Source organism: Niabella ginsenosidivorans (assembly GCF_001654455.1).
In the GTDB taxonomy this organism is placed as follows: Bacteria; Bacteroidota; Bacteroidia; order Chitinophagales; family Chitinophagaceae; genus Niabella; species Niabella ginsenosidivorans.
In genome coordinates this window covers 3,506,882-3,520,174 of the sequence record NZ_CP015772.1, presented here as the reverse complement: position 1 = coordinate 3,520,174, position 13,293 = coordinate 3,506,882, and the positions used below count along the sequence as shown (strand labels likewise).

The 13,293-nt window shown below is 41.7% G+C and carries 16 protein-coding genes; 6 read left to right on the top strand and 10 right to left on the bottom strand.

The features are described from left to right. Positions 1-22: 22 nt before the first annotated feature. From A8C56_RS14750 to rplU, 3 genes are all read right to left on the bottom strand, one after another. A complete protein-coding gene (locus tag A8C56_RS14750) occupies positions 23-226 on the bottom strand; it encodes a hypothetical protein (protein WP_067757552.1) in 204 nt (67 codons plus the stop codon). 116 nt (positions 227-342) lie between these two features. Next, positions 343-603 carry a 50S ribosomal protein L27 gene (rpmA, locus tag A8C56_RS14745; RefSeq protein ID WP_067757549.1) on the bottom strand — a complete coding sequence of 87 codons (261 nt, stop codon included), beginning with the start codon at positions 601-603 and terminating at the stop codon, positions 343-345. A 111-nt stretch (positions 604-714) separates the two neighbouring features. Then, the gene (rplU, locus tag A8C56_RS14740) at positions 715-1,014 is read right to left on the bottom strand and encodes a 50S ribosomal protein L21 (RefSeq protein WP_067757547.1); all 300 of its coding nucleotides are present in this window, start codon (positions 1,012-1,014) and stop codon (positions 715-717) included. 141 nt (positions 1,015-1,155) lie between these two features. Between rplU and A8C56_RS14735 the strand changes: the two genes are divergently transcribed. The 5 genes from A8C56_RS14735 (at position 1,156) to A8C56_RS25525 (ending at position 5,932) form a co-directional block, all read left to right on the top strand. Further along, complete coding sequence (locus A8C56_RS14735; protein WP_067757541.1) at positions 1,156-2,652, top strand: GH3 family domain-containing protein; 1,497 nt, start codon at positions 1,156-1,158, stop codon at positions 2,650-2,652. Positions 2,653-2,720: 68 nt separating this feature from the next. Continuing rightward, on the top strand, positions 2,721-3,890 hold the full coding sequence (locus A8C56_RS14730; protein ID WP_067757538.1) for a 1-deoxy-D-xylulose-5-phosphate reductoisomerase: 1,170 nt from the start codon (positions 2,721-2,723) through the stop codon (positions 3,888-3,890). Between the two features lie 101 nt (positions 3,891-3,991). Then, positions 3,992-5,347 (top strand): RIP metalloprotease RseP, encoded by a 1,356-nt coding sequence (rseP, locus tag A8C56_RS14725; RefSeq protein ID WP_067757535.1) that lies wholly within the window; start codon positions 3,992-3,994, stop codon positions 5,345-5,347. Positions 5,348-5,426: 79 nt separating this feature from the next. Then, positions 5,427-5,657 carry a hypothetical protein gene (locus tag A8C56_RS14720; RefSeq protein WP_157097997.1) on the top strand — a complete coding sequence of 77 codons (231 nt, stop codon included), beginning with the start codon at positions 5,427-5,429 and terminating at the stop codon, positions 5,655-5,657. Further along, the gene (locus A8C56_RS25525) at positions 5,651-5,932 is read left to right on the top strand and encodes a type II toxin-antitoxin system RelE/ParE family toxin (protein ID WP_067757530.1); all 282 of its coding nucleotides are present in this window, start codon (positions 5,651-5,653) and stop codon (positions 5,930-5,932) included. Before A8C56_RS14720 ends, A8C56_RS25525 begins: the two co-directional genes overlap by 7 nt. A 579-nt stretch (positions 5,933-6,511) precedes the next feature. Here the strand turns inward: A8C56_RS25525 and A8C56_RS14710 are convergent. From A8C56_RS14710 to A8C56_RS14680, 7 genes are all read right to left on the bottom strand, one after another. Beyond that, positions 6,512-6,757 carry a hypothetical protein gene (locus A8C56_RS14710; RefSeq protein WP_067757528.1) on the bottom strand — a complete coding sequence of 82 codons (246 nt, stop codon included), beginning with the start codon at positions 6,755-6,757 and terminating at the stop codon, positions 6,512-6,514. Positions 6,758-6,895: 138 nt separating this feature from the next. Further along, entirely contained in the window at positions 6,896-7,411 is a 516-nt protein-coding gene (locus tag A8C56_RS14705; protein WP_067757526.1) for a hypothetical protein, read from the bottom strand. A gap of 100 nt (positions 7,412-7,511) precedes the next feature. After that, a complete protein-coding gene (locus tag A8C56_RS14700) occupies positions 7,512-7,772 on the bottom strand; it encodes a hypothetical protein (RefSeq protein ID WP_067757523.1) in 261 nt (86 codons plus the stop codon). Between the two features lie 409 nt (positions 7,773-8,181). Continuing rightward, positions 8,182-8,979 carry a hypothetical protein gene (locus A8C56_RS14695; protein ID WP_067757520.1) on the bottom strand — a complete coding sequence of 266 codons (798 nt, stop codon included), beginning with the start codon at positions 8,977-8,979 and terminating at the stop codon, positions 8,182-8,184. Between the two features lie 50 nt (positions 8,980-9,029). Further along, entirely contained in the window at positions 9,030-9,500 is a 471-nt protein-coding gene (locus A8C56_RS14690) for a hypothetical protein (RefSeq protein WP_067757518.1), read from the bottom strand. A gap of 109 nt (positions 9,501-9,609) precedes the next feature. Continuing rightward, entirely contained in the window at positions 9,610-10,239 is a 630-nt protein-coding gene (locus A8C56_RS14685; protein WP_157097996.1) for a carboxypeptidase-like regulatory domain-containing protein, read from the bottom strand. A 254-nt stretch (positions 10,240-10,493) separates the two neighbouring features. After that, positions 10,494-11,045: a hypothetical protein gene (locus tag A8C56_RS14680; RefSeq protein WP_157097995.1), complete on the bottom strand. Its 552-nt coding sequence runs from the start codon at positions 11,043-11,045 to the stop codon at positions 10,494-10,496. A 376-nt stretch (positions 11,046-11,421) separates the two neighbouring features. On the opposite strand from A8C56_RS14680, the gene A8C56_RS14675 reads away from it, so the two are divergent. Then, the gene (locus A8C56_RS14675) at positions 11,422-13,290 is read left to right on the top strand and encodes a sensor histidine kinase (protein WP_067757509.1); all 1,869 of its coding nucleotides are present in this window, start codon (positions 11,422-11,424) and stop codon (positions 13,288-13,290) included. Positions 13,291-13,293: the final 3 nt, after the last annotated feature.

Sequence of the window (13,293 nt, the reverse complement as noted above, 5' to 3'; positions counted from 1 at the left end):
CCTTTCAGAAAAAATGGATGTATTATTTTTTCTTGGCTGCTGCTTTTTTAGGAGCTGCTTTTTTTGCTGCTGCCTTTTTAGGAGCTGCTTTTTTTGCTGCTGCTTTTTTGGGAGCTGCCTTTTTTGCTGCTGCTTTTTTAGGAGCCGCTTTCTTTACTGCTGCTTTTTTGGGAGCCGCTTTTTTAGGAGCTGCTTTCTTAGCTGTTGCTTTTTTAGCTGTTGCCATTTTTTTTGAATTTAATGTTTAGTAAATAAAATGGGTTATCGGCGGTAAAATTAGATAATTATTTAATCTCGCCAAATTTTTTTTCCACAATTTATTCAGTAACAGCAAAAAGCATATTAAGCCTGGGCTTCGTTAACAGATACAAAGGTCCTGTTCTTACGGCCTTTTTTAAATTCTACTATACCGTCAGATAATGCAAATAAGGTAAAGTCTTTTCCCACGCCTACATTTTTACCGGGATGATAAACAGTGCCGCGCTGGCGGATGATGATATTACCGGCAACAGCAGGCTGACCTCCGAAGATCTTAACGCCTAAACGTTTGCTTTCTGAGTCGCGTCCGTTCTTTACGCTGCCTTCTCCTTTCTTATGTGCCATTTTTTATAAGTTTAAATGTTTTTTAGTTGAACCAGTAAAAAGAAAAAGTTTTTAAGTATCGTAACTTAATGAACTTATTAACCTGTTAATCGATCAACCTGTTAACTTTGATTAAGCAATATTGGTTACTTTAATTTTTGTGTATGCAGTGCGGTGCCCTTTCTTTTTATGAAAGCCTTTTCTTCTTTTTGTTTTATAGGCAATCACTGTATCCCCTTTTACATGGTCTACAATTTCCGCGCTTACTTTTGTGGCAATGTCACCGCCAACAGATAATTTTCCGTCAGCATGCGTCAATAAAACGTCAAGGTTTACCGCATCACCGGCATTGCCTTCAATATGTGGTACAAACAGGGTCTGATCTTTTTCAACCTTAAATTGTTGACCTGCTACCTTAATAATTGCTATCATTGTCTAAAAATTAGGACGGCAAAGGTAAGGAGATTTTTTAATTTCCCAAAGAGATATCGTAAATAATATTCCTGCTCTCCAAACAAGCATTATATTTGTACTTGCTGTAATCCACAGGTGTAGAAAAAACAGATCAGTGCAATGAAAATCAAATCGTTACTCGCCAAACCCTTTGCATCAATTGTTTCCAAGAACATCAAAAAGGGCATGCTCACTGCTGTTGAAGATCAGGATGCTTTGCTGAAAGAGCTTATAAAAACGGCCCGGATCACCCAGTTTGGCAAAGCGCACAAATTTACAGAAATAAATGATTATAAATCTTTTACACAGTCTGTTCCTATAAGGGACTATGAAAAGTTAAAGCCTTATATTGAAGAAATAAAGGCCGGAAAGCACAATGTATTATGGAAGGGCCAGCCTGTTTATTTTGCCAAAACCTCCGGTACCGTCAGCGGTACAAAATACATTCCCATAACAAAAGAGTCGATCAGCAATCATATCAATGGCGCCCGTAACGCTTTATTGTGTTATATGGCCGAAACCGGCAATACGGCTTTTGCCGATGGAAAGCTGATTTTCCTGAGCGGCTCCCCGGTACTGGAGCGGGTAGGCGGTATTCCTACAGGAAGGCTCAGCGGGATCGTTAACCATCATGTGCCCCGCTATTTGCGCAGGAACCAGTTGCCGGATTATGAAACCAACTGCATTGAAGATTGGGAAACCAAGCTGAATAAGATCGTTGATGAGACCATTAATCAGCGCATGACGCTGATCAGCGGCATACCGCCCTGGATGCAGATGTATTTTGATGAGCTGATCAAACGGTCCGGTAAACCGGTGGGAGAGCTGTTCCCGGACTTTTCCGTAATGGTGTATGGCGGCGTGAATTTTGAACCGTATAAACCAAAGTTGTTTGAAAGCATCGGAAGAAAAGTGGATGGCATTGAAACCTTTCCCGCATCTGAAGGTTTTTTTGCGTTTCAGGACACGCAGACAGAACCGGGTCTATTGCTGAATACCAACAGCGGTATTTTCTATGAATTCATTCCTTCAGAGGAAATCGGTAAGGAAAATCCCAGGCGCCTGTCACTGGGCGAGGTAGAAGCAGGCGTAAACTATGCGCTCATCATTAATAGCAATGCAGGTTTGTGGGGGTATGATATTGGAGATATGGTCCGGTTTGTGTCGGTGGATCCTTATCGCCTGGTAGTTACAGGCAGGACCAAACATTTTATTTCTGCCTTTGGCGAACATGTGATCGGGGAAGAGGTGGAATACAGTTTATTAAGAGCTGCTAAAGAGGGGAATGTGCACATTACTGAATTTACCGTGGCGCCGTACATCAGCAAGGACAAAGGTAAATCCTATCATGAATGGTTCATTGAGTTTGAAAATGAGCCCCGGAATATGCAGCAGTTTGCGGAGAAAATAGACACTTATTTACGTGAAAAGAACGCTTATTATAACGATCTGATCACTGGCAATATCCTGCAAAAGCTAACCATAACCCCGGTGAAAAAGAACGGGTTCATTGATTATATGCGCTCCATTGGCAAACTGGGCGGGCAAAATAAGGTGCCCCGCCTCAGTAATGACCGTACCATTGCCGATGCCCTTTCCCAATGGGCAAAAAACTAAGCATTTTTTTATTCTTAAAACAGCGCTTAACTTAGCCGCTTTGTAAAAGGGTATCTTCATAATATTTAATGGAACAGGAATACATAAAAAAAAGAATTGCCATTTTTGGTTCAACAGGCTCTATCGGAAAGCAGGCGCTGGATGTAATAGAAAAAAATCCGGACAAATTTTCTGTTGAAGTATTAACGGCCTACTCAAATGACCAGCTGTTGATAGAGCAGGCCCTGGTGTATAACCCGAATATTGTTGTTATTGGCGATGAAAATAAATACGGCAATGTAAAAGAGGCGCTGGCAAAAACCGATGTAAAGGTTTTTGCCGGTGAAGATGCGCTGGAAGAGGTAGCCGGCATGGATGTATATGACCTGATGTTGGCGGCCATTGTAGGGTTTGCAGGGTTCAGGCCAACCATTAAGGCCATTGAAAATGGCAAGGCCATAGCGCTGGCTAATAAGGAAACCCTTGTTGTGGCCGGAGATATTGTAATGAACATGGCTGTTGAAAACAGGGTACCTGTTATTCCCGTAGATTCTGAGCATTCCGCAATTTTTCAATGCCTGATCGGAGAAACCCGTAACCGGATTGAAAAAATTTACCTTACTGCTTCCGGCGGGCCGTTTATCGGGCGCAAGCCCAATTACCTGGTCAATGTAAAGCGGGAGCATGCGTTACAGCATCCCAACTGGGAGATGGGCGCAAAGATCTCAATAGATTCCGCCACGTTGATGAATAAAGGCCTGGAAATGATCGAGGCCAAATGGCTGTTCAATTTAAAACCCAGCCAGATAGAGGTGCTCATTCATCCGCAAAGCGCCATACACAGCATGGTACAGTTTGAGGACGGCAGTATTAAAGCACAGATCGGTTTACCGGATATGCGTTTGCCCATCCAGTATGCAATGGCTTTTCCTAACCGCATCCGGAATGATCATCCGCGTTTTGATTTTAAACGAATGAACACCTTCACATTTGAGGAACCGGATCTGAAAACGTTCAGGAACCTGGCATTAGCAATAGAGGCGCTGGAAACAGGCGGTAACCTGCCCTGCATCATGAATGCTGCCAATGAAATAGCGGTATATGCATTTTTAAAGAACCGCATCGGGTTCCTGGAAATGACGGATGTTATTGAAAAAGTGATGGGGCAGGTGGATTATATCCAGAAACCAACGCTGAACGACTATTTTGAGAGTGATGCAGAAGCAAGAACCCTGGCAGCTGATATTATTAAACTGTGAAATGGTGTTCATAGTTCATTGTTCATGGTTCAGCACCATGAACCATACGCCATGAACCATTATCTTTGCGCATTAATTAAAAATTATCATATTACAAATACATGGTCTTATTAGCATTTAACTGGTCGGCATTTGGCGCAAACGTAGGCCAGTTTATATTGTCTTTCTCCATTCTGATTGCTTTACATGAATTCGGGCATTTTATTACCGCTAAATGGTTTGGGTGCCGTGTTGAAAAATTTTACCTGTTCTTCAATCCCTGGTTTTCTTTATGGAAAAAGAAAATCGGGGAAACGGAATACGGTATTGGCTGGGTGCCACTGGGTGGTTATGTAAAGATCAGTGGTATGATTGATGAAAGTATGGATAAAGAGGCCATGAAGCAGCCGGCGCAGCCCTGGGAATTTCGCTCAAAACCTGCCTGGCAGCGCCTCATCATTATGCTGGCCGGTGTGATCATCAACTTTGTACTGGCGCTGATTATCTTTTCTATGATCCTGTATAAATGGGGTGAGGAAAAGCTTCCGGTAGCTAATATGAAATATGGGATCACGGCAGATTCTATGGCCTTAAAAGTGGGATTGAAGGATGGCGATCTGATCACAAAAGTGAATGATAAAGAGTTAAAATACTTTGATGATCTTCCAAAAACGCTGATGCTGAATGAGAATAATACGCTTACCGTAAAAAGGAACGGTAAGGATACGCTGATCAGCTTTCCCCCGGGCTTTTTAAGCGAGCTGACCAAAAATCAGCTTAAAAATTTTGTTTCGGTCCGTTTCCCGAACGTGGTAGACAGTGTAGATGCTTCAAAGGCTAAATTTACTTCCGGCAAATTAATAAAAGGCGATAAGATCGTGGGCATTGACGGTAAACCGGTTGAATACTTTAGCGATTTTGCAAAGGCACTGGGCAATTATAAAGGCAAAACAGTTACATTGTCTGTGATCCGGAATAATACGGATTCCGTAAAAGTTGGTGCTTCCATTGACGAGACGGGTAAACTGGGCTATTATCCACAGCCCGGTATCAACTTTATAACCTTTGAAACCAGAAAATACGGGTTCATCCAGTCCATACCCGCGGGTATCCGGTATGGAGTGGAACGACTGGTGGAATATGTAGAAAATCTTAAATTATTATTCACCTCCAAAGAGCATAAGGTAAGCGATAATTTAGGCAGCGTCATCAGTATTGGAAAAACCTTTGGCGGCAGCTGGGACTGGCAGCGGTTCTGGACGATGACGGGCTTATTTTCCATCATTCTCGCCTTTATGAACGTACTGCCTATACCCGCTCTTGACGGGGGGCACGCATTATTTACATTATACGAAATGATCACTGGACGCAAGCCCGGCGATAAGTTCATGGAATATGCGCAAATGGTGGGCATGGTGCTGTTATTAGGATTAATGGCCTATGCGCTGGGGCTGGATATATTCCGGTTGTTTAAATAGGCAATCTATTCCTGGTAACAAAATAGTTTTACTAATGGTATTGCCAGACTTTCGTAAATTTATAAAAAGATTGAATATTATGGCAAGCGTATTAGATAAGGAGCTGATACATTATTTTACCCGGTTAAACGAGCCGCAAAAAAAATCATTGCTGGCAATGATGAAATCTTTTTTAAGACCGGGCAATGACTCCCTGCAAAGCATTACTATTGAGCAATGCAATAGAGAACTGGATGAAGCAATGCAGCGCATGGATAAGGGGGAGTTTACGTCAATAAAGGAACTGGAGAAAGAAATGCAGGCATGGTAAAGCCCCGGCTAAAAATTGTCATAGATAATGAAGCGAAACAGTATCTTCGGGAAGCTTATAATTACATCAGGAAGGACTCTTTGCAAAATGCAGAAAATGTAAAAGCCGGAATACTTACTTCAATAAAGTCGCTGCCTAAGAATCCGCAACGGCATGCTCCGGATAAATATCGTTTAAACAATGATGGTGCTTATCGAGCTTATGAGCTGTATAAATACAGGATAACGTATTATATAGGGTTCCCCTGTAATATCTACAACTCATATCAGTATTGAGTTTTGATCTATTCATTTCTGCCTCAAAATCGATACTTTTCTTACAAAATCCTACGTTTTGGGGCTGCATTGATTTACAAAGTCTTGTATTTTTGAGCTCAAAAAAGCCAGATTCCGCTCTGAAAAAGCCTCGTTACAATCACGTATTCAGCAGTAGTTGTTCAACTGCTTTCAATTATTCAATTCTCAAAGCACTCGCATTTTCAGGTAAACCCTATATAGGAGCTTCAGCGATCCCTGTAATACGTATACGTCATACGAGCATGAATCCGTTGGAATATTAGTTCCTTTCGAGAAATCAACGGCAAAAAAGTGGTATGTGTGGAAAGTTAATAAACCTTTTGCCGGTACCGGGGAGCATCTTTGTGAGGTTCCTGTTTGAAAAGTATGAACGAGCAAACCACCTGGCTTGCAGGTTTAGTGTAGTTTTTGTTTAACTGCTCTTAAAAATGGTAAATAATGCTCCCGTTATCACGGGTAACACGCAGATCTATTTTCTCATTGAGCCTTTTTAGCCAGCAGAATGATTTGTACAAATGATTTCATAAAATAAGTATAGATTTTTTCAGGAAGGGCTGTTTAATAAGCACCTGCTTTACCATACAGGATGCGTCTTAAATTGGGCATTTTTTGAATGCCTGTTTTTTTGCCCGTAAAAGCAGTAGCAACCGGCACGCCCCAATCAGAAAAAGTCCATTTCAACGGTACATCGGGCGGAGTGCTGGATGAATTGTTCTCCTCGCTGTTTTCTCCTGATACCTGTTTCATATAGATCAGGTTCCATCCTTTCCACCCCTGTGCATACCTCCTTAAGTTGACGCCCATGCGATAGTCATCGGGACGCAGATAATCAAATCATTCTGCGCTTTTCCCTGCCTGCCGGTTACCTCCCGAAGGGAGGCAGGCAGATGCGAGATCTGCGGGAAATATTGCCTTGCATTTTAGTTGACATGACATTAGGATCTATTTTAGCGAGGTAGAAAAAACACCATTGGTAATACTGATGGTTTGGGTAGTGCCCCCGCCAACCACTTTCCCCGAAAAAGTTCCTTTTACTTCTTTATCATTTATAGAAGTAATGGTAATGGTAAAGGCGTCATATGGAGTATAGGAGTCTGATGAAGCCGAAAAGTTAAGCTGTGTTCCATCAGGTTTTACAATGCTATAAGTAACCAGGATCTTGCAAAGACTAACGTCCATCTTATAAGTACCGGTATGTATTTTTTCAGCAGACTCAAAAATGGCCAGCTGAAGCGATTCCGATTGTTTTCCTTTCTGAAGCGCGGCAGTAGACCCCACAATGCTTATGGCCTTTTCATTGTTTTGATGCGCTTTTGCACCCACCCCAAAATCCTTTTTTGCACCCCCGACAGTTGCGGTCAAAGAAGCTGCTTCATTTGCCGGATCTTCATTGTGATCTTTGGAACATCCAAATAATACTGGAGACAGCACTAAGAGTATAAGGATCGCCTTTTTCATGATTTTAAAATATTTTAATGCTTTTTAGTACGCGGGTTAAACAATATTTCTGTTTGCTGCTAAGAAAAGTACAGGCCGACGGTTATTTATTGGAGAAAGGCTAATTATGTGACGGCAGGTTCATTTCTCCTTTGGGATAAACTTCCGAAAACCCACCTAAATCAATCACAGATATTCTTGCATCATCTCTCATAAAAGTAAACCCTGCGCCTTTTGAAAAATCGGTTAATACTCCGTCCAGGTTGGCTCTTAAATAATATCCATTGGCATTATCTTCACTACCGGTGTCATTTTTCTTACATCCGGATATGCTTAGTAAAACAAAAGAGAGCGCTATAAAAAAAACAGATCTATATTTCATAATCAATATTTTTGATAAAACAAATTAGAATGAATGAGATAACGAATGCTGTACAAAATCTCAGATTGCATCAGCATCAGGCTCCGGATTTTATACTGCATCATTTTTATTTACCGAATCGTTGTTTCATTTCTTTAACTATTTTACTAACAGGGCCGCTGAGGAATTATAACCGTTGATTACAGTGGAACAGGCTTTATATTTCCTGGATTTCCAGCCGCTTTTACCGGCCGGATCTTCAATTGTTGCCGCTATCCGTATGGTTACTCCTCCCCATGTGATGTAGCGATCATTCCGCTATGCGTTTGTATCTTTAAGTTCATTACCAGTTCCGCATCGTTTTGGGCACCCACTACCTTCCAAAAGCTCCATTCCTTCATAATTGAAATAAGGTTCCATAGATGTTGTTTTACTTTAAATTGTTATCCAGATAATTTTTCAGGCTGATGATATAACTGTTAAAAAAGACTTCGATTATTCTTTTATTAGCGGCATTTACAATGTTGCCTTCGGGATCATAAATACTTTCGGGGTAGGCTAATCCGGGTTGGTGTTTTTTACCGGCTTTTCTGGTGGCCAGTCCTACCAGCCCGCCTGTTCTGTATTGTGCCGCATCTTTATACGGGGCGGGTTGTACGTACTCATAATAATTGAACGGAACATCCTGCCGGGAAGAGACTTCTCCGAATTTGGATATTTCTAATTGCGCATCGTTTACGGTAGAAAAAATATTGTACTCATCTAAGGAAAACTTTATCTTATTTTCCAGTGTATAAATTGTAATGTAATTCAGCGCTATCAGGTCTGCTTTGCACGAATCTTTTTTCCCTATATAAAAGAAATCCCTGTACTTTACAGTGGCATCATCACCGTTTGCTATTACAACGAACCGTTGCGTGGCTTTGAGATAATTCATTACCGATGTGTACAATTGATGAGGCGTTTTCCCGGGATAGTCCAATGTAATAGCCCCATATTGATCACGGGGTGCCACAATATTGAGCGCGCCGATGGTTTGGATACTATTGGTATACGTGTTTTTCTCTTTTCGTGTATTGATTTGAAAATATTGCTGTTGGGCTTTTGCGTAATTAACATAGAATAAGAAAAACAGCGTGCCTGCTGCAAAAGCAGCTATTTTCCAACTATTGCGTGTTTCTTTTTTGAAACGCAGGCGTGGCGATTTTTTATTCCCGGAAAGTTCCATTTGTTTATTTTTTTAGATACAGGTATTTTATACAGGCAATTTTTTAAGATTTATTTCCGGCCCTTTTCCACCCTGGTGATTATATTGTTTTTATCTGCATATACATACCAGTAATCAGTGTAGGAATAGGATTGCCGGGTATCCTGGGCGGGTTTATAATTGGTTATTTCACCCCATTCGTTCCAGCTTAGCTGGGCGCCACTGTATGAACCGGTTGTTCGGCTTTGCGTGTTTTCATATACAATGATATTTCCATCGCCGCCATCGGTGGTGGTTCTTGTAGGCGGACCCCATTTGGCGATCAGGTCAGCCAGCTTGTTGCCCACCCAATAGTTCAGGTTATTATTGATCGCGGTTCTTTTATATTGCGCAAAACTAGCGTCTTTCGTATATCGCGCTGCTATTGCATCCTGCAACAATTCCTGTTTTTCCTTTGCTGCTTTGTCCTGTGCCATACCGTGTTTTACGGATATTAAAAGCAATGCCAAAATAAGCGAACGGACGATCTTTATCTTTTTCATGTTTCTGTTTTTGTATTGCCTGCCAGGATGAATTCCGGTCAGGCGTGTTTTCAATTGTCAGGGAGCGTATTCTTTTTCTTATTACCGCTGCATTGAGTTATGCAGCAATTCACCATTTAACTGAATTATCTCTCAATTTTATATTGACGGTTTCCCCTTCCTTTTTTATTTCTACTATTGCATGTATATAATCTTCATAATCGTTCCTGTATTGCCTTTTAGTATATACATCTGCTCCGCCGTATGGGTCATCAATATACCCGGTTTTTTCACTGGTCACCCCGGTTTCGCTCCATGGAAGCAGGCCCTCAATATAGTACCTGCCCGGCTTCATATCAGGAAAAATAAACTCGCCCGAACTATTGGTGATACTGGTCAGCTTTAGTTGCACGCACTCTGGAGAAACGAAAGCAAATTTTAATTTCCGGGGATTCTGTTGTTTTTTTTGTGCTAAATGCTCTTCAAAATAGGGGGTCAGCGGGAACAGGTATACGGTAATCTTATTGGCCAGGATTTTCTTTCCCATCCTGATACCATTAACTATAGGCCTTGCAAAAGCTACTCCTTTAATGGTACAGGTGCCCTTTTCCAGCGCGCGCTTTGTGGCGGCTGCATCAAAAGGGGTTTTGGGCAACAGGTAAACCGTGTCATTTCTTTCGGCTGTTTTATATTGCGCAAACGTGGTGGTGGCCAGGCCGATCATTAATACGGTAAGGCAACAAAATTTTATAGTTTTCATAATAAAGCTGTTTTTAATGAAAGAAGCTGATAAATATATCTTTACGATCCTTGTCGGCAACAGCACGGTTTTTAATATAAACTGGTTTGCAAAAGGAACTTTCTTTTTTTAACTCTTTTTACTTCCCGTTCGTTCGCTATGCAAAGTCAAAGACTTTACATATTGTAGCTGCATTATTTCAACCTTACAGATGCTGAAGAATAGAGCGCCAGTCTCTGGTACAGCGCGCTCTGGCTCTAATATTGCAATTGAATTTATATATTATTTATATCGTACTTCATTCTAAAACTTCCTTTGGTTACACTTTTTGTGCCGCTGTTATTGTTTTTTCCTTTAAACTCAAACGTACCTGCAACAATATTGTCTATAAAAGATTCAATGAATGTTTTCCCTCTAATGCCATCACCAACAGTTCCGTAAATATTTGTGTTTTCGCTGGCTTCGTCCATGGAAATCCATAATAATCCATGGGATTCATATACATATTGTCCACTGGGCGCCATAAGATAAGTACCTGTTTTCTCGGGGAAATTATTTATGACTAATTCATAACCACCAATGTCAGACGGGCTGGGGGATGGAGTGTTGTACCAACGTCCGTCAAGGATCAACTGAACGGAAGTTGTACCATTGCCGTTATTGATGTGATTTAAATGCCCTGCCAGATAATTTCCACAATCCATTTCCTTTCCGTCAAAAGTACCTTTCATATAAAACCCGTTTTCTCCGGACGCAGCATTTCCGTCTTTTTTGCTGCAGGAGAACAATAAGGTAGCAACGGCCATTAATAAGAATACTTTTTTCATGGTAGAAATTATTTTTTTTGAGAATTTTATTGGAATAAGGTAATAGCACAAAGCTAAAAGCACCCGGGTAAGCAAACAATCCGCGGAAATGAGTAATTTTTCCTACTGGTTTTTGAGTAGTTTTTGACAGTAGTGCTATTTATCTTAAATAATTTAATAACATTACTAATTGAAGGGTTTTTACCTACCGGATTTTTGGTATTTTTTCTTTTTAGTTGGTTATATCGAAAAGCTGTTTTTACCTTTCCGTAATGAAACGTCCGCACAACATATTTTACAGGAAACTGATCTTCTGTATCTTCATTGCCGTTTTGGTATTACCGGTAGCGGCGCGGGCACAGTTTGTACCGCTCGATGAAAAAAATATACCGACAGTTTGAGTGTCGTCCTGGCATCGGGCAATACCGACAGCCTGAGAGCGATAGCCGGTTTCCTGTTGTCAGACTATTGGTCGGGAAAGGATTCGGCAAAATCAAAAAACTACCTCGACAAAGGCAGGTTGCTTGCGGGTAATAACAGTTATCTGCAAGCCCTTTACCTGTATTATTGGGCAGGGTATATTTTTGATGCCGACATAGATAACAGTGAAAACCTTTACCGCAAAGCCGATACGCTGCTTCAGCGCTTCCATACGCCGGATGCCTGCTTTTACAGGGCAAAGCTGTGGATGAATGTGGCTTTACTGGAACAATACAGAGACAGGGACTCGGCTTATCTTGATATACTGATTAACAAAGCCCTGCCACTTGCCAAACAGTCCGGCATTGCCGAAGAAACAGCGCAGGTATATTCCAACATCCGGCTGATGTTTGATAATATACAGGAGTTTGGCAAAGCCGATCTGTACGACTCGCTCGCGCTTGCAAGCATCGCGCACAGCAAAAGCAAGGCAAACCGGACGGTGGTCAACATCTACATAGAATCTGCCCGGCACTATATTTATGAACACAAGCCCGGAGACCGGATGCTTGACAGCGTCTACCAGCTGCTGAAGCCCTATCCCGAACACGACCTTCTGATGGACTACTACGAATATGCCGCCATGAACCATTTCAACAAAAAAGACTACAATGTTGCTATCGCTCTCCTCGACAAAGGCGTTGCGCTTGCTGAAAAGTTGAAGAATGATTACAAAAAACAATCCTTGCAGTTTCAGCAATACAGGGTATATACCCAACAGGGAAAATATGCGAAGGCAAGGGATCTATTGCTCAATGCGATGCAGTACAGCAAGCCATCGTATATCAACAACCGGATGACCATGCAATACGAACTGTCAAAGACCTACGAAAGAATGGGCGAATACAAAAAAGCTTTTAACGGAATGGAACAGTATGCGAGCATCCTTGATAGCTTTTACAGTGCGGGCATTAAAAACAGGGCAAACGAACTGGAAACAAAATTCCGCACCGCCGAAAAAGAAAAACAGATACTCGCCCTGCAGTCGGAAAAAGACAAGGCGGCATTGCAAACCCAGCGGCAAAAATCGGCTAACCGCTTATTGGCTGCTGCTTGCGTTTTTCTTCTGATTTTAGCAATCGCTTACGGGGTTTATTATAAAAGGATTTCCCTGCAAAAGGAGATCAACCATCAACAGCAGGTAAAAGATATAGAACAAAAGCAGCAATTGAAAATAACCCAGGCGCTCCTGGAAGGGGAAGAGCGGGAACGCCAGCGGGTGGCCCGCGACCTTCATGACGGGTTGGGTGGCATGCTGGCAGGCGTTAAAATTAATCTTTCAAGACAATCAAAAATGGAAGATCAGCATTTAGACAAGGTGATCCACCAGCTGGATCAGTCCGTTTCCGAACTAAGACGGATCGCAAGGAATATGATGCCGGAAAGTCTGCTGAAGATAGGGCTGGAAGCAGCGCTCCGGGATCTTTGTGAATCCCTGTCGGATAACAGCACGCAGATCGAGTTTCAGGCCTATGATATTGAGGAACACCTGCCGGCAGCTATCCAGGCAAATATTTATCGTATTGTGCAGGAAATATTATCCAACGCAGTACGCCATGCTACTGCAAAAAAAATCATTCTTCAGTGCAGTCAGCATAAGAAAATGTTTTACATTACTGCCGATGATGACGGCAGGGGGTTTGATGTTTCGAAGATCAGCGAAACAAAGGGAATCGGTTTTTCCAATATTAAGAACAGGGTGGAATATTTAAAAGGCAAAATGGATATTCATTCTGAAATTGGTGAAGGTACCTCAATAAATATTGAATTGAATTTGGGCACATAATTA